The organism is Streptomyces sp. NBC_00457 (genome assembly GCF_036014015.1).
Classification (GTDB): Bacteria; Actinomycetota; Actinomycetes; order Streptomycetales; family Streptomycetaceae; genus Streptomyces.
The window spans coordinates 10,307,552-10,333,766 of sequence record NZ_CP107905.1; the positions used below are offsets into that span (position 1 = coordinate 10,307,552).

The 26,215-nt window shown below is 68.6% G+C and carries 28 protein-coding genes and 3 pseudogenes; 15 read left to right on the forward strand and 16 right to left on the reverse strand.

The window, feature by feature from the left end:
* Positions 1–4 precede the first annotated feature (4 nt).
* The 10 genes from OG828_RS47000 (at position 5) to catC (ending at position 7,999) form a co-directional block, all read left to right on the forward strand.
* Entirely contained in the window at positions 5–364 is a 360-nt protein-coding gene (locus OG828_RS47000) for a hypothetical protein (RefSeq protein WP_328504624.1), read from the forward strand.
* On the forward strand, positions 361–1,620 hold the full coding sequence (locus OG828_RS47005) for an aromatic ring-hydroxylating oxygenase subunit alpha (protein WP_328504625.1): 1,260 nt from the start codon (positions 361–363) through the stop codon (positions 1,618–1,620). The genes OG828_RS47000 and OG828_RS47005 overlap by 4 nt, the downstream gene beginning before the upstream one ends.
* Positions 1,610–2,134 carry an aromatic-ring-hydroxylating dioxygenase subunit beta gene (locus OG828_RS47010; protein ID WP_328504626.1) on the forward strand — a complete coding sequence of 175 codons (525 nt, stop codon included), beginning with the start codon at positions 1,610–1,612 and terminating at the stop codon, positions 2,132–2,134. The genes OG828_RS47005 and OG828_RS47010 overlap by 11 nt, the downstream gene beginning before the upstream one ends.
* Entirely contained in the window at positions 2,131–2,892 is a 762-nt protein-coding gene (locus tag OG828_RS47015; protein WP_328504627.1) for an SDR family NAD(P)-dependent oxidoreductase, read from the forward strand. The genes OG828_RS47010 and OG828_RS47015 overlap by 4 nt, the downstream gene beginning before the upstream one ends.
* Before the next feature lie 39 nt (positions 2,893–2,931).
* Entirely contained in the window at positions 2,932–3,885 is a 954-nt protein-coding gene (locus OG828_RS47020) for a PDR/VanB family oxidoreductase (protein ID WP_328504628.1), read from the forward strand.
* Between the two features lie 95 nt (positions 3,886–3,980).
* Positions 3,981–4,496 carry a flavin reductase gene (locus OG828_RS47025; protein WP_328504629.1) on the forward strand — a complete coding sequence of 172 codons (516 nt, stop codon included), beginning with the start codon at positions 3,981–3,983 and terminating at the stop codon, positions 4,494–4,496.
* Positions 4,493–5,704, forward strand: a complete 1,212-nt coding sequence (locus OG828_RS47030) for an amidase (protein WP_328504630.1) — start codon at positions 4,493–4,495, stop codon at positions 5,702–5,704. The genes OG828_RS47025 and OG828_RS47030 overlap by 4 nt, the downstream gene beginning before the upstream one ends.
* A complete protein-coding gene (locus OG828_RS47035) occupies positions 5,701–6,804 on the forward strand; it encodes a mandelate racemase/muconate lactonizing enzyme family protein (RefSeq protein ID WP_328504631.1) in 1,104 nt (367 codons plus the stop codon). Before OG828_RS47030 ends, OG828_RS47035 begins: the two co-directional genes overlap by 4 nt.
* Before the next feature lie 38 nt (positions 6,805–6,842).
* The gene (gene catA, locus OG828_RS47040; RefSeq protein WP_328504632.1) at positions 6,843–7,703 is read left to right on the forward strand and encodes a catechol 1,2-dioxygenase; all 861 of its coding nucleotides are present in this window, start codon (positions 6,843–6,845) and stop codon (positions 7,701–7,703) included.
* A 17-nt stretch (positions 7,704–7,720) separates the two neighbouring features.
* A complete protein-coding gene (gene catC / locus OG828_RS47045; RefSeq protein WP_328504633.1) occupies positions 7,721–7,999 on the forward strand; it encodes a muconolactone Delta-isomerase in 279 nt (92 codons plus the stop codon).
* Positions 8,000–8,264: 265 nt separating this feature from the next.
* Here catC and OG828_RS47050 read toward each other — a convergent pair whose 3' ends face one another.
* Positions 8,265–8,522 (reverse strand): hypothetical protein, encoded by a 258-nt coding sequence (locus OG828_RS47050; RefSeq protein ID WP_443062479.1) that lies wholly within the window; start codon positions 8,520–8,522, stop codon positions 8,265–8,267.
* Positions 8,523–8,670: 148 nt separating this feature from the next.
* Here OG828_RS47050 and OG828_RS47055 point away from each other — a divergent pair, with 148 nt between their 5' ends.
* The gene (locus OG828_RS47055) at positions 8,671–9,087 is read left to right on the forward strand and encodes a hypothetical protein (RefSeq protein WP_328504634.1); all 417 of its coding nucleotides are present in this window, start codon (positions 8,671–8,673) and stop codon (positions 9,085–9,087) included.
* Between the two features lie 92 nt (positions 9,088–9,179).
* On the opposite strand, the gene OG828_RS47060 is transcribed toward OG828_RS47055, so the two are convergent.
* The 9 genes from OG828_RS47060 to OG828_RS47105 all read right to left on the reverse strand — a co-directional run bounded on the left by OG828_RS47060 (position 9,180) and on the right by OG828_RS47105 (position 18,468).
* Positions 9,180–10,034: an IS5 family transposase gene (locus OG828_RS47060; protein ID WP_328504635.1), complete on the reverse strand. Its 855-nt coding sequence runs from the start codon at positions 10,032–10,034 to the stop codon at positions 9,180–9,182.
* A gap of 63 nt (positions 10,035–10,097) precedes the next feature.
* Positions 10,098–10,526 carry a RacP protein gene (locus OG828_RS47065; RefSeq protein WP_328504636.1) on the reverse strand — a complete coding sequence of 143 codons (429 nt, stop codon included), beginning with the start codon at positions 10,524–10,526 and terminating at the stop codon, positions 10,098–10,100.
* Between the two features lie 3 nt (positions 10,527–10,529).
* Entirely contained in the window at positions 10,530–11,651 is a 1,122-nt protein-coding gene (locus OG828_RS47070) for a DUF6192 family protein (RefSeq protein WP_328504637.1), read from the reverse strand.
* 839 nt (positions 11,652–12,490) lie between these two features.
* Complete coding sequence (locus OG828_RS47075) at positions 12,491–13,477, reverse strand: aldo/keto reductase (RefSeq protein ID WP_328504638.1); 987 nt, start codon at positions 13,475–13,477, stop codon at positions 12,491–12,493.
* Between the two features lie 661 nt (positions 13,478–14,138).
* Positions 14,139–15,098: an amidohydrolase family protein gene (locus OG828_RS47085; protein ID WP_328504639.1), complete on the reverse strand. Its 960-nt coding sequence runs from the start codon at positions 15,096–15,098 to the stop codon at positions 14,139–14,141.
* Positions 15,099–15,154: 56 nt separating this feature from the next.
* Positions 15,155–16,741, reverse strand: a complete 1,587-nt coding sequence (locus OG828_RS47090; RefSeq protein WP_328504640.1) for a Na+/H+ antiporter — start codon at positions 16,739–16,741, stop codon at positions 15,155–15,157.
* A 67-nt stretch (positions 16,742–16,808) separates the two neighbouring features.
* Positions 16,809–17,180, reverse strand: a complete 372-nt coding sequence (locus OG828_RS47095) for a DUF2255 family protein (protein ID WP_328504641.1) — start codon at positions 17,178–17,180, stop codon at positions 16,809–16,811.
* Positions 17,181–17,235: 55 nt separating this feature from the next.
* Entirely contained in the window at positions 17,236–18,252 is a 1,017-nt protein-coding gene (locus OG828_RS47100) for a zinc-dependent alcohol dehydrogenase family protein (protein ID WP_328504642.1), read from the reverse strand.
* 36 nt (positions 18,253–18,288) lie between these two features.
* Entirely contained in the window at positions 18,289–18,468 is a 180-nt protein-coding gene (locus tag OG828_RS47105; protein ID WP_328504643.1) for a hypothetical protein, read from the reverse strand.
* Between the two features lie 539 nt (positions 18,469–19,007).
* On the opposite strand from OG828_RS47105, the pseudogene OG828_RS47110 reads away from it, so the two are divergent.
* The 4 genes and pseudogenes from OG828_RS47110 to OG828_RS47130 all read left to right on the forward strand — a co-directional run.
* Positions 19,008–19,259, forward strand: a pseudogene (locus tag OG828_RS47110) (helix-turn-helix domain-containing protein); the annotation flags it as partial.
* 370 nt (positions 19,260–19,629) lie between these two features.
* Positions 19,630–20,404: pseudogene (locus OG828_RS49775) on the forward strand (IclR family transcriptional regulator).
* Between the two features lie 242 nt (positions 20,405–20,646).
* Positions 20,647–20,733 (forward strand): annotated as a pseudogene (locus OG828_RS49780) (hypothetical protein); the annotation flags it as partial.
* A 113-nt stretch (positions 20,734–20,846) separates the two neighbouring features.
* Positions 20,847–21,380: a dioxygenase family protein gene (locus OG828_RS47130; protein WP_328505054.1), complete on the forward strand. Its 534-nt coding sequence runs from the start codon at positions 20,847–20,849 to the stop codon at positions 21,378–21,380.
* A 395-nt stretch (positions 21,381–21,775) separates the two neighbouring features.
* On the opposite strand, the gene OG828_RS47135 is transcribed toward OG828_RS47130, so the two are convergent.
* From OG828_RS47135 to OG828_RS47160, 6 genes are all read right to left on the reverse strand, one after another.
* Positions 21,776–22,645: a helix-turn-helix domain-containing protein gene (locus OG828_RS47135; RefSeq protein WP_328504646.1), complete on the reverse strand. Its 870-nt coding sequence runs from the start codon at positions 22,643–22,645 to the stop codon at positions 21,776–21,778.
* Positions 22,646–22,764: 119 nt separating this feature from the next.
* Positions 22,765–23,463: a type 1 glutamine amidotransferase domain-containing protein gene (locus tag OG828_RS47140; RefSeq protein WP_328504647.1), complete on the reverse strand. Its 699-nt coding sequence runs from the start codon at positions 23,461–23,463 to the stop codon at positions 22,765–22,767.
* A 24-nt stretch (positions 23,464–23,487) separates the two neighbouring features.
* On the reverse strand, positions 23,488–23,880 hold the full coding sequence (locus OG828_RS47145; RefSeq protein ID WP_328504648.1) for a nuclear transport factor 2 family protein: 393 nt from the start codon (positions 23,878–23,880) through the stop codon (positions 23,488–23,490).
* Between the two features lie 61 nt (positions 23,881–23,941).
* The gene (locus tag OG828_RS47150) at positions 23,942–24,541 is read right to left on the reverse strand and encodes a flavodoxin family protein (protein WP_328504649.1); all 600 of its coding nucleotides are present in this window, start codon (positions 24,539–24,541) and stop codon (positions 23,942–23,944) included.
* A 172-nt stretch (positions 24,542–24,713) separates the two neighbouring features.
* Positions 24,714–25,709 carry an alpha/beta hydrolase gene (locus OG828_RS47155; protein ID WP_328504650.1) on the reverse strand — a complete coding sequence of 332 codons (996 nt, stop codon included), beginning with the start codon at positions 25,707–25,709 and terminating at the stop codon, positions 24,714–24,716.
* Positions 25,706–26,167: an SbtR family transcriptional regulator gene (locus tag OG828_RS47160; RefSeq protein WP_328504651.1), complete on the reverse strand. Its 462-nt coding sequence runs from the start codon at positions 26,165–26,167 to the stop codon at positions 25,706–25,708. The genes OG828_RS47155 and OG828_RS47160 overlap by 4 nt, the downstream gene beginning before the upstream one ends.
* Between the last annotated feature and the right edge of the window lie 48 nt (positions 26,168–26,215).

The window sequence follows — 26,215 nt, forward strand, 5'->3', positions numbered from 1 at the left end:
ATCCATGTCCGACGCGCCACTGAGGGTGCTCTTCTGCATCGGCGTCAACCAGAACTTCTTCGATCTGCCCACGGGGCAGGGCAAGACGGTCTGGGACGGTTTCACCACCATGCTCACCCAGTTGCACGAGCTGCCCGGTGTGAGCGTCCTGGGCACCATAGACGATGACCAGCACATGGTCGGCCCCTCCGCCTCCTGGCCGTGGACCTGTTACGTCCTCGCCGACGTCGTCGACCAGCCGACCGTTGCCGCCGCTTGCAACCTTTTTCGCACCGTCCAGGTCGGCGAGCACGGCCTGTGGCGCTACATGAAGATCGAGGCGCGCCTCGGCCGCCCGCTTCCCGAACCGGAGGCCGCCCGATGACTCCCGACGTGTCCTCCCTGGTCGAGTCCGACCGAGTTGCCGGCACCCTCTACACCGACCCGGACCTCTTCGAGCGGGAGATGGACCGGATCTTCCACAGCACCTGGGTGTGGGTCGCCCACGAGAGCGAGATCGCCAAGCCCGGTGACTTCAGGACGGCCTGGGTGGGCCGCCGCCCCGTCATCGTCAGCCGGGACCGTCGCGGCGGTATCAACGTTCTGCTCAACCGCTGCCGCCACCGTGGCGCCAGCGTCTGCGACGTCCCCAAGGGCAACGGCAACGGCTTCACCTGCCCCTACCACGCATGGTCGTACGCCCTGGACGGCACCCTGCGCGGCATCCCGTACCCCGAGGGCTACGAGGACGTCGTCGAGAAGAAGGACCTGCCGCTGCAACGCCTCAAGGTCGCCTCGTACGCGGGCATGATCTTCGCCAGCTTTAACGACGACATCGAGCCGCTGGAGGACTTCCTCGGCGGGGCCCGGCTGTGGATCGACCGTTTCATGAAGCAGGGCGCCGGCTATCCGATCAAGGTGCAGGGCGAGCACAGGTTCCGGTTCAACGGCAACTGGAAGATCCAACTGGAGAACACCACCGACTGGTACCACTTCCCGATCGTGCACCGCTCCTGGATGTCCTCGGTGGACGCCGAGACCGCGAGCATGCTGTCGATCATGACCGACGAGACCGCGGTCACCCATGCCCTCGGCAACGGCCACAGTGTGTCCGTCTCCGTCGCCGAGCACGTGGACCTGGACGTCGATGACGGCACCGAGAAGCTTCAGGACCGCTTCAGCCACATCGTCGAGGAACTGTCGAAGGACCTGCCGCCGGAGCGGGTGCGGCGGATCGTGCGCTCGCTGCACGGTGCCGGGTTCAACTTGAACCTGTTTCCGAACGTCGCCATGTCGATGGCCTTCTTCCGCGTCCTGCGGCCCCTCTCGGTCGCCGAGACGGAGATCCGGCACGTGGCCCTCGGATTGGAGGGCGGTCCCGAGATCGTCAACCGCGAACGACTCCGCATCCACGAGCACTTCCAGGGCCCGTTCGGCTTCGGCAGCCCCGACGACGCCGAGGCCTGGAACCGCGTACAGCGCGGTGTCACCGGCGGCACGGACATGCCGATCCTGGTCAACCGGGGCCTTGGCCGGGAGAAGCCGAACGACCTCGGACAGCCGACCTCCCACGCGACCGACGAGACGGGGATGCGCGAGGCGTACGCGATGTGGAAGAGGATGATGACCGATGGCAACTGACAGCCTCAGCACGGCCCTCGCGGACATCGGACTGTCGCTCGACGACCCGCGCGCCGTCGCCGCCGTCTCGCTGATCTGGTACGAGGCGCATCTGCTGGACGCCCGGTGCTACGAGGACTGGGACGCGCTGTGGGCCGAGGGCGGCGAGTACGTCGTCCCGATCGACCGCGAGACGACCGACTTCGCCTCCCGCCTCAACCTCGTCTACGACGACGACCGGATGCGCCGGATGCGCGTCGAGCGTCTCACCGGTGGCCTCTCGATCTCGGCGGCGGCAGCGGCCCGCACGGTCCGCTCGGTCTCCCGGTTCGTGGTGACCGGACGCGAGCAGGACGCGATCGAGGTGTGCTCGGCTCAGGTCCTGGTCGGTTACAAGCGCGAGGAGACCTTCGTCCTGGCGGCGGATGTCACCCACCGCATCGTGTTCGGCCCAGGCGGCCCTCGGATCTCCCGGAAGATCGTACGGCTGGTCAATTCCGAGGACACCGTCACGGCATCGGGGTTCCTGCTGTGAGCGCGCACGGGGAGGACGTCCGGCGCGTCGCACTGGTGACGGGAGCGGCGCGCGGCCTGGGCGCCTGTATCGCGGGCCGGCTGTACGACCGGGGCTACCGCGTCGCGCTGACCGACCTGGACGAGGAGGCCGCCGTGAAGGCGGCGGCGGAGCTCGATCCGGAGGGCCGGTACGCCGTCGGGCTCCCGCTGGACGTACGCGACAAAGACGCCTTCGTCCAGGTCTGCGACCAACTCGTGGAACGCTGGGGCGCGGTACACGTCCTGGTGAACAACGCTGGACACTCCAAGGCCGAGGCGCTCATGGAGATCAGTCCCGAGAGCTTCGACGCGGTCGTGTCGACCAACCTCAACGGCACCTTCTACGGCTGCCAGGTCTTCGGCGCCTACTTCGCCGAGCGCGGCTACGGGCGCATCGTCAACATCGCCTCGCTCGCCGGCCAGAACGGCGGGACGGCGACCGGCGCGCACTACGCGGCGGCGAAGGGGGGAGTGGCCACCCTGACGAAGGTGTTCGCCCGCGAACTCGGCCCGCACGGGGTGACGGTGAACGCCGTCTCACCCGGACCGCAGGACCTGCCGGTGGTCCGCGACATGGTTCCGCCCGACCAACTCGCCGCGATCGAACAGTCCATTCCCGTACGGCGGTTGGGGCGCCCCAGGTTCATCGCCGACATGGCCGTGCTGCTCGCCGCCGAGCACGCCGACGCGGTCACCGGAGCCTGCTGGGACGCCAACGGCGGCCTGTACATGCGCTGACAGAGCCGTCAGCTCCCCACCCGACCCGAAGGCAGACGGATGTTCCCTGTCACCGTCACCGACACCGTCGACGAAACCGACACCATCAAGATCCTCCGGCTCGCCCGCACCGACGGCGCCGCCCTCGCTCCCTACGCGGCCGGCGCGCACATCGACGTCACCGGGCCCACCGGAATCACGCGGCCCTACTCGTTGTGCGGCCCGCCGCACGACACCGGCGCCTACACCATCGCCGTCCGACGTGAGGCGAACTCACGCGGCGGTTCCCAGGCCCTGCACGACAAGGCCCATCCGGGCACGGAGCTCACCGTCGGCGCGCCCCGGCAGCTGTTCGGCATCGCCCGGGAAGCGGTCGAGCACCACCTGGTGGCGGCGGGCGTCGGCATCACCCCGTTGCTGGCGATGGCGTACGAACTGCAGGGCGAGCGGGCTGAGTTCAAGCTGCACTATGTGGCCCGGAGCCGGGCCGAGGCAGCCTTCGCCTCACTGCTCGGGCAGTCGGCGTTCGCCGACCGGACCATGTTCCACTTCGGGCTCGGCCGGCAGACGACAGGTGAGGCACTCGCCGCGGAACTGGCCGGTCTGCCGGCCGACGCGCACGTCTACACCTGTGGCCCTCAGGGTTTCATGGAGCACGTCACCGCCCTCGCGGCCCGCAGCGTGCCGGAAGAACACATCCACTCGGAGCTGTTCCAGGCGGGCGCCGAGCCGCATGCCGGGCCTGACGACGGCTTCGAGGTCGAGCTGGACACGGGTGAGATCTACGCCGTGCCGGCCGGGAAGAGTATCGCGGAGGTGCTGGAGGACAACGGCATACCGCTGGAGACCTCCTGCCGCGAGGGCATCTGCGGCACGTGTGTCCTGCGCGTGGTCGAGGGCGAACCCGACCACCGCGACCACTGCCTGTCCGCCAAGGAGAAGGCGGCCGGGGACCAGATCGCCGCCTGTGTGTCGCGCGCGAAGTCGCCGCGACTGGTGGTGGAGCTGTGGTGAACGCCGCCCCGACTCCGTCGGCCTCGCGCCGAGCCGAACGGACCCGGCCCCAGGCGCCGAACCGCACGACCGATCAGGAGAGGACCTGCACCGCCGTGACCCCCAACCAGTCCGATTTCCGGGAGGCGATGGCGCATCTCCCGGCAGCCGTCAACATCCTGACGACCAACGGGCCGAACGGCCGCTGCGGCATCACCGTCAGTGCCGTCTGCTCCGTCACCGACGATCCGCCGACCTTGCTGGTCTGCGTCAACCGTGGCAGCGCCATGCACGACGTCTTCCGGGCCAACGGCCGGGTGTGCGTCAACGTCCTCGGCGCCGACCAGCAGGAACTGGCCCTGCACTTCGCCGGAGCCACAAAGGTGCCCATGGCGGAACGCTTCACCTGGGACGTCTGGGACCGCACACAGGACGTGCCCGTCCTCAAGGACGCCCTCGTCACGGCTGTCGGCACGATCAAGGACGCCGTGTCCATGGGCTCCCACAGTGTGCTCTTCGTCGACATCGACCGGATCCGCACCCGGTCCGGCAGCCCCAGCCTCGTCTACTTCAACCGGTCCTTCCACCGGCTCGACGCCGCGCCCCTCGTCCCGGAAGGCGCGTGCACATGACCGTCGACCCCGGCTACCGCGTCGAACGTGCGCTGGCACGTCTGGAGCGGACCGAACCGGAGATCCGCGCCTGGGTGTGCGTGGACGCCCAGGGTGCCCGCAGGGCGGCCCGGCGGGCACCGGAAGGCAGCCCCTTGCGGGGCATGCCGTTCGGCGTCAAGGACATCATCGATGTCGCCGGGTTGCCCACGGAGTGCGGTTCGGTACTCCGCCAGGGGCGGATCGTCGCGGACGACGCCTGGCTGGTGGACCGGCTGCGCCGGGCGGGCGCCGTACCGCTGGGTAAGACGGTCACCACCGAGTTCGCGTACTTCCAGCCCGGTCCGACCCGCAACCCGCACCGCCCGGCCCACACGCCGGGCGGTTCCTCCAGCGGCTCGGCCGCCGCGGTCGCCGCGGGTGTGGTGCCCCTCGCCCTGGGATCGCAGACGGCCGGATCGCTGACCAGGCCCGCCTCGTTCTGCGGAGTCGCCGGGTACGTCGCCCCGGTCGGTGCGTGGCCGACACGAGGCTTCACCGGGCTCAGCCCGACCCTGGACGCGCCGGGACTGCTCACTCCCACGGTTCGTGAACTGGCCGAGGTGATCGAGGCCGTGGACGGAAAAACGGCCGAAGACCCGGGTTCCGTACGGGTGTTGCAGTGGCGCGGCACCGGACTCGCGGACATCGACCCCGCGATGCTCGACGCGCTGGACCAAACCGGCCGCACACTGGGTGCCACCGACCTGAGCCCCGACCTCGGCACACCCGAACTCGCCGAGACACACGCCGTGGTGATGGCCTACGAGGCCGCACGCTCACTCGCCGGCGAGGCGGAGCACCCCGAGTCCCTGAGCGCGCACCTGAACGCACTCCTGGACCGCGGCCGCAAGACCTCCGAAACCGAATACCGGGCGGCACTCGCCGCCAGACGCACGGCCCGCGCCCGCATACTGGACCTCCTCACCCGGGCCGACGCGATCCTCGCCCCCGCCGCCCCCGGCCCCGCCCCACGAGGCCTGGACGCCACCGGCACCCCGATCCTCTCCCGCCCCTGGCAACTGCTCGGCCTGCCCGTCGTGACCATCCCCGGCCACCGCGACCCGCACGGCATGCCGCTCGGCCTGCAACTCGTCGGCCACCCCCACCGCGTGGGCCGCCTGCTGGGCATCGCCCACAGGACGGAGGCGGCCATCCGGATCCGCCGGGCAGAGGAGACCACCCGTTGAAGATCACCGCGATCGAGACGATCCCGTACGCCATCCCGTACACCAAGCCACTCCGCTTCGCGAGCGGCGAGGTGCACACCGCCGCACACGTCCTGGTGCGCGTCCGCACCGACGAGGGCCTGACCGGAGTGGCCGACGCGCCACCCCGCCCGTTCACCTACGGCGAGACGCAGGCGTCCGTGACTGGCGTGATCGAGCAGGTCTTCGCCCCTCAGCTCACCGGCCTGGACGTGTTCGCCCGCGAACAGGTCCACGCCCGGCTGCACCGCACGGTCGGCAATCCGGCCGCCAAGTCGGCCATCGACATGGCCCTGTGGGACATCACCGGGCAGGCGCTCGGGCAGCCCGTCCACCGTCTCCTCGGTGGCTGGTGCGACCGGATGCGGGTTGCGCACATGCTCGGCTTCGACACCCCCGAGCGGGTGGCCGCCGAGGCCGAGCGGATGCGGAGCACATACGGCATCTCCGTCTTCAAGGTGAAGGTCGGCCGCCGCCCCGTCCGTCTCGACCTCGCGGTGTGCCGAACACTGCGCGAAGTGCTGGGCCAGGACGTGGAGTTGTACGCCGACGGCAACCGCGGCTGGACGGCCTCGGAGTCGGCGGCAGCCCTCCGCGAACTCGACGACATCGGCATCACACTCGCCGAGGAGCTCTGTCCCGCCGACGACATCCTCGGCCGCCGGCTGCTCGTACGCGGCAGTCCGGTCCCCTTCGTGGCGGACGAGTCGGCGACGACACCCGCCGAGGTGACGCGCTCCCTCCTGGACGGCGATGCCACCGCGATCAGCATCAAGACCGCCCGAACCGGTTTCACACTCTCCCAACGCGTCCTCTTCCAGTGCGAGGGGATGGGTGCCGAGGTGGTGATGGGCAACCAGATCGACGGCCAACTCGGCACGCTGTGCACCCTCGCCTTCGGAGCCGCCCACGCCTCCGCCGCCCGCCGCGCCGGTGAACTCTCCAACTTCCTGGACATGAGCGACGACCTGCTCACCGAGCCGATCACCATCACGGACGGCACGCTCGCCGTGCGGGACCTGCCCGGCCTGGGCGTGGGGATCGACCCGGACAAGCTCGACCGCTACCGCCAGGACCGCTGAAACGCCCCGTCAACCCCAGGCAAAGGAGCCAGCCCCGTATGTCCGACACCACCCTCAGGGCCACGGCCGCCGCATCCGGCGCGTCGGCCACCGAGCGCTTTCTGGCCGACAAGGCCGTCACGTCCACGGCCGTACCGCGCACTGACACCGCACGCGTCAGCACCCTGGCCACGGAGCTGATCACGGCCGTCCACGACATCATCCGCCGCCACCAGGTGACGTACGACGAGTACAACGCGCTCAAGTCGTGGCTGATCTCCGTCGGTCAGGACGGCGAGTGGCCGCTGTTCCTGGACGTCTGGGTCGAACACGCCGTCGAGGAGGTGGCCACAGAGTCCCGGCAGGGCAGCAAGGGCACCATCGAGGGCCCCTACTACGTGCCCGGAGCCCCCGAGCTGCCCAGCACCGGCGCCCTGCCGACGCGCGACAACGAGGCCGGCACCCCACTCCTGTTCCGGGGACAGGTCACCGGCATCTCGGGCGAGCCGCTGCCCGGTGCCCTCCTGGAGATGTGGCAGGCCGACGACGACGGGCTGTACTCCCGGTTCGCCCCCGGCATCCCCGAATGGAACCTGCGCGGCAGCATCGCCACCGACCACGAGGGGCGGTTCGCGGTGACCACCATCCAGCCCGCTCCGTACCAGATCCCCACCGACGGCTCCTGCGGACGCCTCATCACCGCGGCCGGCTGGCACGCCTGGCGCCCCGCCCACCTGCACCTGAAGGTGTCGGCACCCGATCACGACCCGCTGACCACGCAGCTGTACTTCAAGGGCGGTGAGCACGTCCAGGACGACGTGGCCCGCGCGGTCAAACCCGAACTCGTCATCGACCCGAGCCCCACAGGCAACGGTGGAAACCAGGTCACGTACGACTTCGTCCTCGATCCCGCCTCCTGAACCGAGGGAGATGCGCCGTGCTGTTCGCCGTCCACATGACAGTAGACCTTCCGTCCGATCTGGACCCCGACGTCCGCGCCCTGCTCGTCGCCACCGAGAAGGAGTACGCACACAAGCTCCAACGCACGGGTGAGTGGCTGCACTTGTGGCGCTGCGCCGGTCGGTACGCCAACCTCAGCGTCTTCGACGTGAGCGACAACGACCGGCTCAACGAACTCCTGTGGGCCCTGCCGCTGTTCCCCTACATGGAGATCACGGTCACACCGCTCGCCCGGCACCCCTCGGCCCTCCACTGAACGCGGCAGGGGTTGATCCCTCAAGAAGATCTCGCCCTGACCGGTGTGCACGCGTTGTGCACGGCCTCTGGTTACACGGAACATCCGCGCAGGTCAGAGGCCGTTCATGTGGACCTCGCAGTGTCCCCGGCGTACAGCCCGACTCGTCTGCCGCTCCACATTCCCGCAGGTCAGGTGGGTTGGTAGTCGGCCCTGTGTACGGTGCCGCGGTTGCGCGTGGTCGGCGGTGATGCGGGAGATATCCAGCCGGGTGCGCAGGGCTTCTTCAAGAGGGAGGGGTGCGCTGTCGCCGAGGTCGACGGGTGTCGGGGTCGAGGCCTGTGAGGGCGAGCCATTCGGTTACGAGGGCGGGGCTGTTGGCGAACTGCCGCACCTCCTTCCCGGAGCCCGGCAGGCTGAGCAGCCGGTTGCCGATGAGGAGGGTGGCGAAGGGGGATGCCGTGGTGTAGCTGGCCGGTGCCTCGGCGATCTTTTTCCAGAACGCGCGCTCCACACGGATGGGAGCCCGGCCCGGCGAACGCATCGCCGGACGTCCCGTCAACGTCGTCAGTACCTGTTTTTGAAGTCCCCCGGTGGAGTTCGCCCGGCTCAGATTCGAACGGACACCCATCGAGTTGGGTGCTTGATGGCTTCTGTAGCCTGCCGTCAGCTGTGTGTCGGGGGGAGCTAGCGTGGTGAACATCCTGTCCGTGGCCATCGGGGCTGGCTTCGGCCTCATAGGGGCCGTGTTCGGGTCTTGGTTCACTGCGCGCCGGCAGGACCGCATGTGGCTGCGCGAACAGAAGCTGAAAGCCGGGGTCGGCTTCAACACCGCCGTGGTCCAGCTCATCGACTACCTCCGGGAAACACGGCTGAGTGACGACGGCGCCGGGGCCAACGAACTGGTGAGCCGGATGCAGGAAGCCCGGTCAGCCCTCTACCTACTGTGCGCCGACGACACCGTCGATCTCGCCGACGCTCTCGCGCGTCGGGTCTGGAGCTCCCGGCCCAGCGAGGGCAGGGACGATCGCAGGGCCGAGCACAGGGAAACAGAGGATCTCCTACGCCGCTTCACCCATCAGCTCCGGCAAGAGATCGCCAGGACGTAGTCTCAGCTGGTTCTTCAATGGGAGGATCGGTGCAGACATTGCGGTTTGAGCCGGTGCAGACCACGAGGACATGGCGCTGTCCTTGAGGACGATCAGTCCCGTGCGGCTTCTCGGGAGGAGGGCTGGCCGCTCCGGCGAGAGGACCGGCGGGTGATGCGCCTGGTCATGATGGTGATCGCGGCCCAGGTGATCAGTGATTCCGAGTGCTGGATGAGCCGTTCGTAGTCCCGGGCATGACGGCGTGCGTGCATGATCCAGGCGAGCGACCTCTCGACCACCCAGCGGCGGGGCAGGACGACGAACCCGATAGTGTCCTTCGGGCGGTTGACGGTCTTGAGAGTGAGGCCGAGGTGAGTCTTCGCCCAGGTCACGAGCTTGCCTGCGTAGGCGGCGTCAGCCCAGGCGATCGTGATCTCGGGGTGCATCAGCCGTAGCCGGAACAGGACTTCCTTGGCCGCGTCGCGGTCGGTTATGTCGGCCGGGGTGACCATGACGAACAGCGGCAGGCCCTTGGTGTCCACGACCAGGTGGCGCTTGCGGCCGTTGATTTTCTTCGCGCCGTCGTAGCCCCGGCTGTCCTTGCCGACGGTCTCGGCGGCCTTGACGGACTGCGAGTCGATGACGGTGGCGACCGCGCCGGGGGCCCGGCCCATCTCGCGGCGGATGCGTTTGCGTAGCTGGTCGCGTATCTGTCCGATGATGCCGGCCGCGGCCCAGCGGGCCATGAAGCCGTAGCAGGTCCGCCAGGGCGGGAAGTCGTTGGGCAGGGCCCTCCACTTACAGCCGGTGTCGACGACGTAGCGGATCGCGTCGACCACCTCGCGGCGGGGGTGCTTCTCTGGGCGTCCCCCGGTGGAGGTCTCACAGGCCGGGACCGGAAGCAGGGGCTCGATGAGAGCCCATTCGTCGTCGAAGGTGTCGGACGGATAGCAGCGGCGCCGCGGCAACGTGAACCTCCTCTCGGGGAACGGGGGGTTGGGGCGAGCCGCGGAGCGGCCGCCCCAACCCGGTCAGGCGTCGATGTAGTCGGCGATGATGTCGAGCGTGGATTCGACCGAGCCGAGCTGGGTGTTCAGGTGCTTGATCCACCGTCCCTTCGGTTGCAGGGCCGCGTGCGGGCCGACGACGGCGGTGATGAAGCGTCGGATCTCGGTGAGCTTCTCCCTCACGATCGCGAGTTCGTATGCCTGGAGTTCGGCGGTGTCGGTGCAGAAGCGGTAGCCGTCCTTTTTCGTCCAGATCAGGGGCGGCCAGCTGCGTTCGGCGATGATGTCGCGCAGGCAGGCCAGGCCCGCACGGGCCTGGCTGGGCGTCAGCTCGCTGGAGCGGATGAGCTGGACGAAGGTCAGCCCGGCCGGCCGAGCTTCGAAGAGCACGAACCGGATGGTGTCAGCGTGCCGCTGGGATGCCGCCGATCTGCGCTCGGAAGCGCGCGGCACCTCTTATTCGCCTTGCAGGAGGCGGGCCAGTTCGCCGTCGACGTCGACCTTCCCGGTGTCCACGGCCGTCTCGATCCAGTCGAGGGTCGCGCGAACACGTGCGACGTTCTCGTGGATGATGACGCGTTCGTCGTCGCCGAGCTGGCGGTCGCGCAGACCCGGGACGACACGGCCGGACGCCGCGACGAACGCGTGGCAGGCGGTGACCAGGTCCAGGAACTCCACCGACCGGTCGATCGCGCGGATCGCTGGGGCGACGGGGCTGTTGCGCTCGAAGTCCTCGCGGGCCTGCTGGCCCCGTTCGACCTGGGCGCGGTCGACCTGGTGGCGGGCGGTGTCGTCGCCCATGGCCTTGAACGCGACGTCCGGGCGGCGCAGCAGCCCCGTCGTCACCTCGGTCGCGACGCCCTCGTCCCTGGTCAGCTCCTCGACGACCTTCACCTTGTCGGCCGCCGTGACCTGCGCGACGACCTCGGGACGGCGCAGGATGTCCGGGGCGAGCGCGGCGGCAACGTCGTCCTCCCGGGACAGCTCCGCCGCCGCCCTCACCTTGTCCTCGGGCGCGACCTGGGCGACCACGTCCGGGCGCCGCAGCAGGTCCCCGGTCACCGTTGCGGCCACCTCCTCGTCCTGGGCGAGGGTGTGGATGGCACTGACCTTCTCCTGCGGCGTGACCGGCTTGACGACCTGACGGCCCGTGCGGCGCTTGGCCTCGTCCGGCGTCCACCGCGGCTTGCCCGGCGGCGGCGTGAGGATGGCCGCGAACCGCTCCTCGTCGTCGACGATCGACGCGAGGATGCTGTGGACGGTGTACGACACCTCCGCCACCCGGCGGTCCCTCGGCCACTTCGACGCGACCTGCCGGGCCTGCCTCACCGTGTAGTAGGACATGCCGATGTCCTCGGCCAGACGAAACAGCGAGTCCTTCACCGTGAACAGGACGTCGGCCGGCACCGCACCGCCATGCTCCCGCATCGGCTCGATCTCCAGTGCGTAATCACCGATCTTGAACATGACGCCGCTGGCCGCCTGGACCAGTTCCCGCAGCTCAGCCACAATCTCCGCATAGCGGTCCGCGCTGACGCTGCCGACCTTGTCCTCGGCCGTCTCGATCTCTCCGGGCATGGTTTCACCACCAACCCACGGGCCGGGCACGGCAGTTGGCCGTGGCGAGACACGACCGTCTCATAGACCCGAGAGTCGGACCGAAAATCCTAAGATCACAATGAATGACCGTAATTGACCGTGATATGACTGAAGTTGGGATTCGGGTGCGTTCGCGATGCGGTCACTGTGACCGTTCGCCGAACGATTCATTCCGGGCCCTCCAGGCCCTCGTCACGCACCGCCGAGAGCAGTAGACCGCGTTCGAACGACGGTCCACCCCAGCCACCCAGCTGGCTCCACACTCCGGGCACTCGGCCCGGCCAGCACCGCCGATCTCAGCGGCTACCCGCTTACGCAACCGCCGGTCCCGACGCCACTGCCTGGCCCGACAGGCCGCCGAGCAGAACCTCGTACGAGCTGGAGCACCCGGCCTCAACCGTTCACCACAGCCCTCGCACACCCGTCCCGCGGCCTCCCTGGCGCCCTCGGACACCCGACCAGACTAGGGCTCAAAGTTACCCAAAACCGAGGATCGAAAACAGGCACTCATCCAACCCGATGGTTTCCCACGCGACACCTCTGTGATCAAGGTGTTGCGACGACCACTTGAATCCGCCCAACAGGGCACCGAACGCGTCCCTGTTCGCGGTCGGCAGGCGCTGCAGGTGGCGAGACCGCCGAGTCGTACGCGGGTCTGGTGGGCCTTGCCGCGTAGGGCGGCAGGGGCAACCGTTGCCCTGCCGGCCAAGTCGGCCACCGCGCGCGTTCACCCTGGCCGAGGCGGGCGTCCGCCCGCGGACCGGCCTGGGCCCCGATCTGGACGTGAGCAACACCGTGAACCCTTCGGGATCAGTCGGCTACTTGTCGACCAGCGACATGTGGTGCTCGTTGTACCGGTTTCCGTGCACCCCGACGTGACCAGCGAGTTCGTTGAGGTCCGCCAGTTCGTCGGCGGAGAGGGGCAGCGCGGCGGCGCCGATGTTCTCCTCGATGCGCGTGATACGTCGCGTGCCGGGAATCGGAATGATCGACGGACTCTGCGCGAGCAGCCAGGCGAGCGCGACCTGCCCCGGTGTGGCGTCCTTGGCCTGCGCGAGCTTTCCAACGTGCTCGACGAGAACCTGGTTCGCCGCGCGGTTCTCGGCCGAGAACCGCGGAATGCTCGTACGGACGTCGTCGTCCGCGAACGAAGTCGACGCGTCCACCGCCCCCGTCAGAAACCCCTTGCCGAGCGGGCTGAAGGGCACGAATCCGATACCGAGCTCCGCACACGCCGGCAGCACCTCTGGTTCGGGGTCGCGGGTCCACAGTGAGTACTCGCTCTGCACGGCCGTCACCGGGTGGACCGAGTGAGCACGGCGGATGGTCTGGGCACTGGCCTCTGACAGCCCGAAGCAGCGCACCTTGCCCTCCTTGACGAGCTCGCCCACCGTGCCGGCGACGTCTTCGATCGGCACCTCTGGATCTACGCGGTGCTGGTAGAACAGGTCGATCGTGTCGACCCTGAGCCGCTTGAGGGAGGCCGTGGCGACGGCCCGGATCTGCTGGGGCCGGCTGTCGAGACCGACTGAGGCACCGTTCTCGATGCGGAACCCGAACTTCGTGGCGATCACCACTCGGTCACGCACCGGAGTCAGGGCCTCGCCGACGAGCTCCTCGTTGGCGTAGGGGCCGTAGACCTCCGCAGTGTCGAAAAACGTGACCCCGCGGTCGACAGCGCCGCGGAGCACAGCGATCATGTCCGCTCGATCGCCGGGGTTCGGGCCGTAGCTCTGGGACATTCCCATGGCGCCGAGACCGATGGCCGAGACACGCAGGCCTCGCCCGAGCGTTCGTGTGTGCACGTTTTCTCCTTGTATTCGATGCTCCTGGCATATACGTGCGCGAAATGGTCTGGAGCACGTTCGAGTGAATTCAGGAAGTCCGCTTTCTTCCTCTGCTGCTAGGTGCGAAATGAAGAGGCGTACTGCGACGGCAGGCCTGAACCCGCCGAGCGCATCGGCATGCATCGCCCAGACTCTTGCCCATCTGCGGTTCTCGCGTCACGCCGTCAATTACGGTACGCCGCACCTGATATCTGAAGGGGGGAAGGATTCATCCCCGGATAGATTCTCCCCCTGTTCGGTTGGTCGACTGTCCCGCGGAGGCTTCCTCCACTGGCGCCGTGCTCAGCTGAGCTCTGAGGAGGTCGGCCTGCCCGCCGCCAGTGAGTCCCGGCGGGTCCCCGGTCTGCGCCGTGAGGAAGTCGTTCAGCCGGCCGCGATCAGCACCGACTACTACACCCGGCTCGAGCAGGGCCGCGTCCAGTCGTCCGCGGAGGTCCTCGACGCCATCGCGCACTGGATCCGCAGGTCCTCCTGTGGTGGACCTCGCATGATGTCGCCGTGTGGACCGCCGAACCCGGCAGCCAGGCGTACGCGACCGTGCGTTCCCTGGCTTCCGGGATCGAGACGGGGCCGGACGCGCTGAACGGCGCTGCCTGACGCAGTGCGCCGCGGCTGTCGTTCACCGCGCTGTCCCCGGGAACAGGCGCTGTGCGTTGGCCGTCGTCAGGGAACGCCACGTGGTCCCCTCCACCGGTGACTCGGTCGCGTCGATCGCCGCGATGTGGGCGTCGGCCAGTGGGGGAGGCGTCCAGCAGTAGTCGCTGCCGAACAGCACGCGGTCCGGATCGACGAGCTCCAGCAGCGCGGGGATCTGGCGTGGGAAGGCTGTGCCCGCCATGTCGTAGTACAGGCCGCGCAGTTGCTGCACGGCATCGAGGGAGGGCGCCTGCTCCGAAGGCAGGAACAGCCTCATGAACTCGTTGATGCGGTCGGCCAGGACGGGAACCGCGCCACCGCAGTGCGGAACGATCACCCGCATGTTCGGATGACGCGTCAGGACGCCCGCCATCACCAGGTCCGTGACGGTACGGGCGGTGTCGAAGATGTACTCAACCATCGGCCGCGGTCTGCCGAGTGCCGACTGTTCCCAGCACACCGGCGAGGTGGGGTGCAGGAAGACCACGGCCCGGCGGCGGTCGAGTTCTGCGAAGATGGGGCCGAGGCGCCGGTCGCCCAGGTACACGCCGTGAGTGTGCGTCAGCAAGGCCACGCCGTCGGCGTCGAGTTCGTCGAAGGCGAATGCGATCTCCTCCAAGGAGCCGTCCACGTCCGGCAGGGGAAGCGACACGAAGTTGCCGAAGCGGCCCGAGTGGTCCCGGGTCAGCTCGGCGGTGTACTCGTTGACGTGCCGGGCGAGGAGACGGGCCGCCTTGTCGTCGCCGAAGTGCACACCGGGGGAGGACATGGACAGCATCGCGGTCTTGATGTCGTTGCGATCCATCAGGTCCAGGTGGGTTCGCACGGACCACGTGGGCCAGCCGCCCATGCCGTCGGGATGCGCATGGCCCGCCGCTGTCGTCTGCTGGACGTAGAAGTCGGGCAGGAGGTGGGCGTGGACGTCGATGAGGCCGGAGGACATGACAGGGGGATCCCTTCTTTCGGGTCTTGTGCGGAGGCCGGGTGTCGGACCCCGGCTCACTCCACCGGCTCGCGTCCGGCCAGCCGCACCTCTTCGCTGTCCAGGGCGACTTGAAGTCGGCGCAGCACGGTGTCGTCGATCTGTGACGAGTCCCTCAGGCGGACGACGGTCGCGCGTTTGTGGGTGATCAGGGCGAGGCGGAGGTCGGTGTAGTGACGGTTGTGCAGCAGGGCGGGATCGTCGTCGGTGCCCGCGCCTCGGGCCCGTACGGTTGCCAGGTGGGCCTCGTACTCCTGGCGCAGCCACTCCGTGACCTTCGGGGTGGCGCCCAGTTCGGCGGCGAGTCGCGGCAGGGCCCGGATGGCCTCCTCGGTTGCGGTGCTGTCGGCGAGGACCTCTTCCTCGTCGACGGAGGTGTCGTGCGGCAGCCGCGCCCAGCGGACCACGCCCGGCAGCAGCAGTCCCTGCACCACGAGGGTCACCACGATGACGCCGGAGGTGACGAAGACGATGAAGGCGCGGTCGGGGAAGGGGGCGCCGGAGTCGAGGGTCTCCGGTACGGAGAGCGCCACGGCGAGCGACACCGCGCCACGGAAGCCCGCGAATCCGCTGACGACGCGGGACCGGTGACTGATTCTCCGAAGCCGCTGCTCGGGGCGCCGGTCGATCACGCGGATCAGGTAGGCGGAGGAGAACAGGAACGCGAACCGGTCGGCGACCAGCACCACGCTGATCACTCCGACCGCGATCAGGGCGTCCTGGAGGTCGGACCGGTTCAAGTGGCGCACCGCGTACTGGAGTTCCACTCCGACCAGGACGAACAGCGCGCCGTTGATGATGAACGTGAGCAGCGGCCAGAAGGCCAGCGCCTGGCGGCGGTGCTCGGCGCGGATGAGGCTCGGGGCCACGTGGGCCATGATCAGCCCACTGACCACGACCGCGAGGACACCCGAGGCGTGGACCAGCTCGGCGAGCAGATATGCCGTGAAGGGCGCCAGGATCATGACGAGGTTGCCCAGCAGGGGATCGTCCAGGCGGCGTCGCATATTCATGTTGATCCAGGCGACCACCACGCCGATGGCGGCCCCGCCGCCGTAGGCCAGCAGGAACAGGGCGCCCACGTGCGGAAGGGTGAGGTGTTCCTCGCCGACGGTGATACCGACCGACAGGCCGAAGATGACCAGTGCGGTGCCGTCGTTGACGAGGCTTTCGGCACGCAGCACCGTGACCTGACGGCGCGGCAGAGCGCGGGCCAGCACGCCGACCGCGGTTGCGTCGGTCGGCGCCACCGCCGCGCCCAGCGCCCACGCCGGTCCCCACGGCAGCCCGAGCGCGTGCCCGGCGACCGCGACGGCACCCGCGGTGAGGATCACCAGGACCGTGCTGAGCAGGACGATGCCGCGCAGGTTCGAACGGATCTCCCGCATGGAGGTGGTGAGGCTCTCCCAGTACAACAGCACCGGCAGGAAGAGCAGCAGCACCACCTCCGGCGGAAGTTGCGTCTGCCGCACGGCGGGGACCAGCCCGACCAGGGCACCCACGACCAGCAGCACGACGGGCGGTGCGACGCCCAGGCGCTGTGCGACCACCTGGCCGACCAGCACGGCCACGCCCAGGAGTACGACGAGTTCGAGACCGATCAAGGGGCTTGCTCCTGAGTAGGGAGGACCACTGGCGAGAGTCCAGTGGCCTTCACCGGGCACGTCCTGCTCATCTGGGCAGCAGCTTCAGCGTCGTGGGGCGTGCCGCCACCATGGGATCGACGTACGCGCCGCCGAAACGGCCGTACTTGGTGCGGTACGCGGTGTCGATACGGTCGTTGGTCTCGGGGTCCGCCACCTCGACGAAGGTGACGTCCTTGTCGACGCCGCCGGAGCGGATGTGCCCCTCTTCGGTGGCGCGGGCCATGCGCCACCAGCCGCCGTCCGTACCCCGGAAGGAACGGACGTACAGGTGGTCACCGTCGCGGACGACCCAGATCGGCACCGGCCCCCGCAGGGTGCCGTCACCGCGGCGCGGAGCGATCTCCAACTCGTCGGCGTCGGCGATGCGGTCGAGCTCTTCGCTCGTCCATGTCGTCATCGGTGTCTCTCCGATCTCCTCGATCCGTCTCCTCGACCTGGCTCCCCGCCTCAGGTCACGGACGCAGCAGCGCCTTGACGGCGCGGCGCTCGTCCATGGCCTTGTAGCCTTCGGCGACCTCGTCCAGGGGCAGGGTCAGGTCGAAGACCCTGCCCGGGTTGATGCGGCCGCTGAAGACGCGGTCGATCAGGTCGGGAAGGTAGGCGCGTACGGGGGCGGGACCACCGCGCAGGCCGACGTGGGAGAAGAAGAGCTGCAGGCCGTCGATCCGCACGTCGTGCGGCATGCCGACGAAGCAGACGTTGCCGCCGGGGCGGGTGGACTGCAGGGCCTGCTGCATCGACTGCTGCGTGCCGACGCACTCGAGGACGGAGTCGGCGCCGAGGCCGTTCGTCAGTTCCTTGACGCGGGCGACGCCTTCGTCGCCCCGCTCGGTGACGATGTCGGTGGCTCCGAACCCCAGGGCCAGCTTCTGCCGGGACTCGTGCCGGCTCATGGCGATGATCCGCTCGGCACCCAGTTCCTTCGCGGCGATGACGCCGGACAGGCCCACCGCGCCGTCGCCGACGACCACGGCCGTCGAACCGAGCTTGACCTCGGCCGCCTTGGCGGCGTACCAGCCGGTGCCCATGACGTCGGACAGGGCCAGCAGGTCCGGAATCAGCTCCTCGCCCGGCTGCTCCGGGGTGGCGACCAAGGTGCCGTCGGCGAGGGGGACGCGGACGTACCCGGCCTGGCAGCCGTTGACCCACTGCGCGTGCCGGCAGGAGGTGTGGTAGCCGGCCTGGCAGATCGGACAGGTGTTGTCGGAGGCGACGAAGGAGCCGATGGCGAACTGGCCCGGCCTGACGCTCGACACGTCGCTGCCGACCTCCTCGACGATGCCGACGTACTCGTGGCCGATCGGCTGCGGCTCGGCGACCGGCAGGACACCCCGGTAGCTCCACAGGTCGGAGCCGCACACGCAGGCGGCGACGGTGCGGATGACCGCGTCCGTCGGTGCCGTGATCTTCGGTTCCGGGGCGTTCTCCACCCGGATGTCACCGGGCGCGTGAATGATGGTTGCTCGCATGATGCCTTCTCAACTCGTGGCGGGTCTGCCGGGGCGTCAGGGAGGTGTACGGGTGCTGACGCGCGGGCCGTGGTAATCGTCGTCCGGGACGTGCTCCGGCCAGGTGATGTCCTCCGTCTCCCACAGAGCGAGGTGGATCATGAACTGGCCGGGCGCGGCACCGCGCCACTCGGCGGGAAGCTTCCTGGTGGTGGGGGGCTGCTTCAGCAGTTCCATGGTGTGCCGTTCTCCAACGTCTTGCCGAGGTGGGCTCGACGGACTCATCCGTCCGCACATTCCTTTCCCGCCTCCTCCGCCTGCCGCATGGGAAAACCGAATACCGGTGACGTTCGGAAAACAATTACGACCCCGGGGGTTGGCGGCCCCGCCTGTTCGGGTGAATGCTCGCCGTGGGTCCGTCCTGGTCGCCGACCGTGTCATCGACCCTCCCGCCATCGCGCGAATCCGCAAAGGGGAGAATTCCACTCTGGGAATGACTTATCCAGGGGAGGAATCCTTACCCCCCTCGTGAAGACCGGGCGGTGCGAGACTGGCCGTCATGGCCAGCGACGCGCGAGCCCGGCACGTCACCGTACGACGGACTGCGCACCCTCGCTTCGTGGGCCGACCGTCGGCTCGGCGCGTCCGCAGCCGGCCGGGTCGCCTGACCGGCCGGCATTCAGGGCCTCGCTCAGGTAAAAGAAAGGCTGTTGTCCCGAGCCTGGGAGGAAACTCTCCACCAAAGTTATCAGTTCGGCGCTGCGACACTAGCTGCTATGTACAGCAAAGCGCATTTGTCAGAACTCGGAGAATTCCTCAAGATGTGCCGGGCGCAAATCAGTCCGCGTACCGTGGGTCTGCCCGAGTCCGGGGCGCCCCGGCGGGTGCCGGGGCCGCGTCGGGAGGAGGTCGCGCTGCTCGCGGGGATCAGCACCGACTACTACACGCGGTTCGAGCAGGGGCGTTCCCCCGTGCCGACGGCGGTGCTCGCCACCCTTGTCCGTGTCCTGCACCTCGACGACGACCAGCCGCCCTGAGCCAGTCCAGCAGGTCGGCCCGGTGCACGACATAGGTCCGCTCTCCGTAGAGCCGCTCGCAGACACCGCTCGGCTTCTCGACCGAGAGCGCTCTCCCGTCCGTCCAGTGGCGGAACTCCCAACCCCAGTCCAGCGGTACGGCCCGGTGGAGGAACCGGTCCATGACGCCGAGGCGCCGCAGCAGCCGTACGGCGTTGGGGTCCATCACGAGCCCGGCACCGACCTCGGTGAGTGCGGGCGCCTGCTCGTAGACGGTGGCCGTCAACCCCGCGCGGCGCAGGAAGGCACCGGCCGCCTTCGAAGTCGCGGCTAAGCTGCGGCAGCAGGACGAGCGGTACGGCGCAGCGAGGAGCCGGTACGTATGCCCCGGACCAGCGAGCCCGGCAGGACGGTGAGCTCCCGCCTGCTGGAGGTACTGTTCGCGTTCCAGCCGGGGCACAGTGCGCTCAGCCTCGCCGACCTGGTGCGCAGGACGGGCATGCCGCATGCCACCGTGCGGAGACTGGCCGTGGAACTGACCGGCTTCGGCGCGCTGGACCGGCGGCCGGACGGCAGATTCACGGTGGGACTGCGTCTGTGGCAGCTCGGGACCCTGGCCCCGCTCACCGAATCACTGCGCACGCCGGCCCAGCCGTTCCTCGAGGATCTCTACACCGCACTCCACCAGCACGTGCAACTGGTGGTCCTGGAGGGCCAGGAAGCGGTGATCATCGAGAGACTGTCCGCGCCGGAGGCACCCGAGCTCGTCTCCCAGGTGGGTGGGCGGCTTCCACTGCACGGGGGTGGGCAAGGCGCTGCTCAGCCACGGCGGTACGGAACTGATCGAGACCGTGCTGTCGGGCGAGCTCCGGGAGTACTCGTCGCGAAGCATCGTGGCACCGGAGATGCTGAGCAAGGAGATCGGCGACTGCCGTCGCACCGGGACGGCCACGGTGCGAGGAGAACTGACCCTCGGTGCCGATTCGGTGGCCACGCGCATCGTGAACGCAGAAGGCCGGGTCGTAGCGGCGCTGTCCGTGGTCGTGCGCACCGACTCGGTGAAGCATCAGGCGGTGCTTCCGTCGGTGATCGCGAGCGGTCTCGGCATCTCCCGTCTCCTCGGCTGGCGCCCTGGCGTCAAGGTCCGCAACAGCTGATCACTTGCTCGTTGTCCATTGGATGGACAGCGGCGCTGTGCGGGCCTGACGGCCTTAGGGTACTCGCCTGGCAGTGCGAGCCGCGGGCCGGCGGCCGACTGTCACGAGGAGACGCTGACGTGATCAACCAGGACGAACACCAGCTTTCCGCGGTGGTACACGCCAAGACGGAGCGGGCCGACGACTCGCGCGTCAAGGAGATCATCCAGGCGCTGGTGCGGCACCTGCATGATTTCGCCCGCGAAGTGCGGCTGACCGAGAGGGAATTCGACACCGTCCTCGACATCGTGACGAGGCTCGGCCGGCTCACTACGCCCAGCCACAACGAGGCCAGGCTGATGGCGGGTTCACTGGGCCTGTCCACGCTGGTCGCCCTGATGAACAACGGCGAGTCGATCGTCCGCTCCCCGACCGAGGGACCGCCGCTGTTCTCACGGGCCGGATCGTCGACACCGACGGAAACGCGGTCACGGGCGCGGAAGACGACGTCTGGCATGCGTCGCCGGACGGCCTCTACGAGAACCAGGACCCCGAGCAGGCCGAGTGGAATCTCCGGGGCAGGTTCTTCAGCGACGAGGAAGGAATGTTCGCCTTCCGCGGTATCAAGCCCTCCGGTTACCCGATACCGATGGGCGGGCCCGTGGGCGAGCTCCTGACCGCGCTCCAACGCCACCTCTTCCGGCCGGCTCATGTCCACGCGCTGATCCACAAACCCGGTTACAAGACGATCGCGTCCCAGCTCTACAGCCACGACGACCCGATCCTGGAGACCGACGCCCAGTTCGGCGTCGTGCGGAGCCTCGTCGGCACGTATGTGCGCCACGAGCACGAGCCGGTACCGGACCCGGTTGTAACCGAGCCTTGGTACAGCCTCGAGTTCACCTTCGTCGTCGAGCCGGGCGAGGCCTGGCTGCCGACCCCGCCCGTGTCGGCCAAGCGCGACAGCACGCCGTACCTTCCGAGAGGAACCCTGTGATCACCGAGGTAGAACGTCGCGCAGCCGCAGCCGCTCTGAGGGCTTTCTCACCGACGACACGGTCGTGGGCGACGGCGCCTGCCTCGACGCGAGCCGCTACATGAAGCCCAGACTGGAGGTCGAACTCGCCTTCGTGCTCGGCGCGGACCTGCACGGCCCGGACCTGCGCGTCCACGACGTCCTACGGGCCACGGAGTACGTCGTCCCCGCGCTCGAGGTCATCGACTACCGCACCGAGGTGCCGCGCGCGATCACCGACACCATCGCGGACAACGCCGCCGCGGCCGCGATGGTCGTCGGCGGTCGGACCGTGCGCCCGATGGACTCGATATCCGGTGGGTGGCCGCGACGTTGGCGAGAGATGCCATACCCCTGGATCAGATGGCAGGGAAGGCCTACGCGACGGTGTCGGACGCCGTCCGCTTCTGGTCCGCGGCCCAGGAGGCCAGGAGGCGCAGTCCGTCGTGGGACGGGGAACCGGGTTCGGCGTTCCACACGATGATGTGCTGGTCGGGGTCCGTGCCACAGGTGAGCGTGTTCCAGTCGAGTGTCAGCTCGCCCACCACCGGGTGACGGAGCTTCTTGACCCCCTTGCCCCGCATCGCGACGTCGTGCGCCGTCCACCACTCCCGGAACTGCTCGTCACGGGCGGAGAGCTCCTCGACCAGAGCCGTGAGGCGCTGGTCGCCGGGGTAGCGCGCGCTCTCCATACGGAGTTGGGCGATGGCCAGCCGGGTGACCTCCTCCCAGTCGGCATACAGCTCGCGCATCCAGGGTTCGGTGAACAGCAGCCGGACGAACACGCGCTCCTGCTCCGGGTAGCACCCGAAATCGGCCCAGAGGGCGGCGGCGAGCTGGTTCCAGCCCAGGATGTCGGTACGCCGGCCGATGACGAAGGCCGGGGAGGCGGCGAGATCGTCCAGCATGCGCTGCAACTGCGTGTCCACCTGCTGGCGGCCGTCTGACGCAGGCGGGCGCACCCGCTCTTTCGCCGCGAGGTCGAAGAGGTAGGTGCGCTGGTCGTCGTTCAGACGGAGCGCCTGGGCGATTTCGTTCAGGAGGGGAGCCGAAGCCTGGAGACGTCCCTGCTCGATCCGCGTGTAGTACTCGGTGCTGATCGACGCGAGAAGGGCAACCTCCTCACGACGCAGACCACTCACACGCCGCCGTTGCCCGCCGCGGAGTCCGACCTCGGAAGGACTGAGCTCGGCACGGCGGGCCTTGAGGAACTCACCCAGCTCGTTCAGATGAGGGCTGCGATTCATGCCTTGCAGCCTTGCACACAAGCTCGGCGGTTGGCGGAAGCGGAAGAGGACTCGGCGGCCCGGAGTGCGTACCGGACCGCCGAGAGGTCACACAGCTGCGGCGTCGGCCCAGTGCCTCGTCAGCTCAGGGCCTTGACGAGCTCCTGGGCCAGCGGGACCGCCGAGCCCGGGTTCTGGCCGGTGTACAGGTTGCGGTCGGCCTCGACGTGCGGGGCGAACGGCTCGGTCTCGCGATAGTCCGCTCCGAGTTCGCCCACGAGACGGTCCTGCAGCAGCCACTTCGCGCGGTCCGCGAGGCCGTTCAGCTTCTCCTCGGCGTTGGAGAGCCCGGTCAGGCGGTAGCCGGCGAACGGGGACGTCCCGTTGGGGCCGATGGTGGCCAGCAGCGCCGCGGGGCCGTGGCACACCAGCGACACCGGCTTGCCCGAGGCGAGCCACTGGGTGAGCAGCCCGCCGGAGGCGGCGTCGTCGGGCAGGTCCTCCATCGGGCCCCAGCCGCCGGGGTAGAAGACGGCCGCGTAGTCGTCGATGTCCACGTCCTCGATGCGCATCGGGTGCGCCAGCTCGGTGGCCTCGCGCAGGGCGATGCGCATGCGCTGCGCGCCTTCCTCGCCGCCGTTGAAATCCGCGGTGAGGCTGAGCGCGTCCGCTGTGGGCGGCACACCGCCGGGTGTGGCCGCCGCGATCTCGTATCCGGCCTCCTTGAAGACCTGGTACGGGCCGATGGCTTCCTCGGCCCAGAAGCCGGCCGGCTGCCGGGTTCCGTCTGCCAGCGTCCAGTGGTCGGACGCGGTGATCACGAAGAGGATCTTCGCCATGGGGGGTTCTCCTGGTCGGGGGTCTCAGCCCTTGAGGGCTTCTTGGAGGACGTGGCTGTCGGCGGCCTGCCGCATGCTGACGGCCTTGCCATCACGCACGGTCCACAGGTGGATGAACCGGACGTCGGCCTTGTTCCCGGTCTTGGTTTGGGCGTGGTAGTGCCCGAACACGAAGACGTGGCCTTCGTCGTCCGCGTAGAACTCCTCGGGACCCGCGCCGAACGACTCGTAGTTCGGCATCGTCCTGCCGAAGAAGTCCTTCGCCACGCTGTCCCAGCCGTGGTAGACGCCGCTGTTCGGAAAGCCAGGGGTGATGTCCCAGACGAAGTCCGGGGCCATGACCTCCTTGGTGACCTCGGGCGCCATCCGGGATTCGTAGACCCGGCGGATGAGGGCGAGGTCGGGGGACTCGGACATGGTGCGCTCCTTGCGGGGGTGTGGGGGTGGGGGATCGGATACGGGAAGGAGGGCCTTGTGATCAGGCGGGGAGGGCGGCCCGTCCGGCGCGGAAGATCGCGGCCTGGCGCGTGACACGCGCCCCCAGGTGCTCCGCGGTGGCGATGTCGGACTTGTGGACCGCTTCCGGACCGGCGTCGGTCGGGCTCTGGGCGCCGGCACCCATGAAGAAGCCCAGCCGGTTGATGTCGTCCTCGCTGCCCGTGGTCGAGTCCCAGCCCGGCAGCAGACCCAGGCTGATCCAGTGCATGCCGTGCTGGGCGGCCAAGGTGGCGAAATAGCCCAGGGTGGAGGACTTATCGCCGCTCTTGGCGCCGGAGTTGGTGAAGCCCGCGGCGAGCTTGTCCACCCAGACATGGGAGAACCAGCGCCTGCTACTGGCCTCGGCGAACGCGTGGAAGGCCGCGGAGGCGGTACCCATGTACGTGGCGGCACCGAAGATGATCGCGTCGGCGGCGTCCAACTGCTCCCACTGCTCGTCGGTGATGGTGTCGACGGAGATCGAGACCACCTCGGCGCCGGCTCCCGCTGCGCCACGCGCCACGGCTTCGGCGACGACGGCTGTGTGGCCGTAGCCCGAATGGAAGGCAATGGCGATTGTGGGGCGACCGGAATGGGCCATGGTGATCGGGCTCCTCGGATGTATTCGCTCGGTTCGTGACCAAGCTTTGCACCGGAAGAGCGCGCTGTGAGGGGGAAGAAATTTTCCCCTGCCTACCGGTCTCCGGGTAAGCGGTTCCCCCGTCGGGGGCCGCGGCCCGGCTCAGTGGTCGTGGGCTCGGGCCTCGGCGGTGCTAGAGGACGGCGAAGAAATCCACCATCTTGGTGACCGCCTGATCCATGTACTCGGGCACGTCGTACATCGCGATATGAGTCGCACCTTCGACGACGAACAACTCCTTCGGCCCCTTGGAAAGCTCGTAGGCCTGATCGCTGAACACCTTTGTGTCCGCCTTGCTCCCTGCGATGAGGAGCATCGGCTGGGTCAGCAGTTCCGGAATTTGGTCGAACGCCGAGAAGGCGAACATCTTGTCCATGCTGGTCGGCAGGAAGCGGCCCTTGGAGTTGGGATGCTGACCTCGGGGCGTCCTGTAGTAGTCGAATCCTTCACGCAGGAGGTCCGGTGTGTTTTCGTCGATGTCATCCAGCTTTTCTGGAACAAATGGGGCGTAGAGGGGTGCGCCTCCTCTCGCTTCCGCCGTGCGCTGCTGGGCAACCATTTCCAGCGTTCCGATCTGCTCGGCCACCGGGGACATGTGCCCCAGAAAGCCTCTGGAACCCTCGCCCATGGGAGCCGCGCTGACGGTGGCCACTGCCTTGAAGCGACGTTCGGTCTGCGCCACACTGATTGCATAGCCGCCCCCGGCGCAAATACCGAAAACTCCCATTCGCTCGGAGTCGACGAACGGAAGAGTGGTAAGAAAGTCGGCTGCGCAGCGGGCGTCTTCCACCCGGGTCGTCGGGTCTTCCAGGAGGCGGGGTTCGCCACCGCTCTCTCCCTGGTATGAGGAGTCGTATACCACGGTGACAAATCCCTGCGCAGCGAGCCTCTTGGCGTAGGCACCGATGGTCTGTTCCTTTACCCCGCCGGCCGGATGAGCACCGACGAGAGCCGGATACTGCTCGTCTTCCCTGAAGTTGTCCGGCAGATGAAGGTGTCCCGAAATCTTTACTGCCTTGTTCTTGAAGGAAACATTTTTGACCATGGCTTCTTTCCTTTTCTCGGCCTTGGTCCGCCACCGGCGGTTCTTCCGCCATGATTCGCCGAAGCCGAGATGATGTCCACTCATGGTGAGGGGGAAGAAACTTTCCCCTGGATATCATTCTCTGAGTTCCGCCAATGCGGGGCCGGGCCGGGCAGGGCGGTGGGCCGGTCGGGGGCCGAGGTGCGCAGCCCGGCGAGGACTAGGTCGAGGAACCGCAGGTGGAGCGCGGCGGCACGTTCACCGGCGACCGGCATCCGTGCGCTGAGGTGTTCGAGCAGCAACGGGATGTCGGCGGAGGTGAAGTCGGTCCAAAGTACCCCTGCCCGGTGCGCGCCTCCCACCAGGTCGTCGAGGGTGCCCCGCAGCCGGTCCGCGGCGCCCGCGCTGTCGTCCGTGGCGGGCAACCGGCCGCCGACCAGGGGGAGGAGCGGGCCGCCTGCCCCCTGGGCCGACAGCACGTCCCGCAGGAAGCGGGCGAAGGCCGACCAGGGGTCGGGCTCCTCGGTGAGGGCCGTACGTGCCTGGATGACGAGCTGTTCCATCCCCGCGATGCGTATCCGGCTACTCCCTCGGCGGCCCGGTCGCCGAAT

Bases quoted from the DNA above. Each gene is read 5' to 3' on its own strand.
- OG828_RS47140 (WP_328504647.1), bottom strand. From the start codon at position 23,463: ATGGCGAAGATCCTCTTCGTGATCACCGCGTCCGACCACTGGACGCTG.
- OG828_RS47010 (WP_328504626.1), top strand. From the start codon at position 1,610: ATGGCAACTGACAGCCTCAGCACGGCCCTCGCGGACATCGGACTGTCG.
- OG828_RS47020 (WP_328504628.1), top strand. From the start codon at position 2,932: ATGTTCCCTGTCACCGTCACCGACACCGTCGACGAAACCGACACCATC.
- OG828_RS47095 (WP_328504641.1), bottom strand. From the start codon at position 17,180: ATGACGACATGGACGAGCGAAGAGCTCGACCGCATCGCCGACGCCGAC.
- OG828_RS47105 (WP_328504643.1), bottom strand. From the start codon at position 18,468: ATGGAACTGCTGAAGCAGCCCCCCACCACCAGGAAGCTTCCCGCCGAG.
- OG828_RS47135 (WP_328504646.1), bottom strand. From the start codon at position 22,645: ATGAATCGCAGCCCTCATCTGAACGAGCTGGGTGAGTTCCTCAAGGCC.
- OG828_RS47155 (WP_328504650.1), bottom strand. From the start codon at position 25,709: ATGAGTGGACATCATCTCGGCTTCGGCGAATCATGGCGGAAGAACCGC.
- OG828_RS47030 (WP_328504630.1), top strand. From the start codon at position 4,493: ATGACCGTCGACCCCGGCTACCGCGTCGAACGTGCGCTGGCACGTCTG.
- OG828_RS47050 (WP_443062479.1), bottom strand. From the start codon at position 8,522: ATGCGTTCGCCGGGCCGGGCTCCCATCCGTGTGGAGCGCGCGTTCTGG.
- OG828_RS47000 (WP_328504624.1), top strand. From the start codon at position 5: ATGTCCGACGCGCCACTGAGGGTGCTCTTCTGCATCGGCGTCAACCAG.
- OG828_RS47070 (WP_328504637.1), bottom strand. From the start codon at position 11,651: ATGCCCGGAGAGATCGAGACGGCCGAGGACAAGGTCGGCAGCGTCAGC.
- OG828_RS47005 (WP_328504625.1), top strand. From the start codon at position 361: ATGACTCCCGACGTGTCCTCCCTGGTCGAGTCCGACCGAGTTGCCGGC.
- catA (WP_328504632.1), top strand. From the start codon at position 6,843: ATGTCCGACACCACCCTCAGGGCCACGGCCGCCGCATCCGGCGCGTCG.
- OG828_RS47160 (WP_328504651.1), bottom strand. From the start codon at position 26,167: ATGGAACAGCTCGTCATCCAGGCACGTACGGCCCTCACCGAGGAGCCC.
- OG828_RS47145 (WP_328504648.1), bottom strand. From the start codon at position 23,880: ATGTCCGAGTCCCCCGACCTCGCCCTCATCCGCCGGGTCTACGAATCC.
- OG828_RS47085 (WP_328504639.1), bottom strand. From the start codon at position 15,098: ATGTCCTCCGGCCTCATCGACGTCCACGCCCACCTCCTGCCCGACTTC.
- OG828_RS47150 (WP_328504649.1), bottom strand. From the start codon at position 24,541: ATGGCCCATTCCGGTCGCCCCACAATCGCCATTGCCTTCCATTCGGGC.
- OG828_RS47100 (WP_328504642.1), bottom strand. From the start codon at position 18,252: ATGCGAGCAACCATCATTCACGCGCCCGGTGACATCCGGGTGGAGAAC.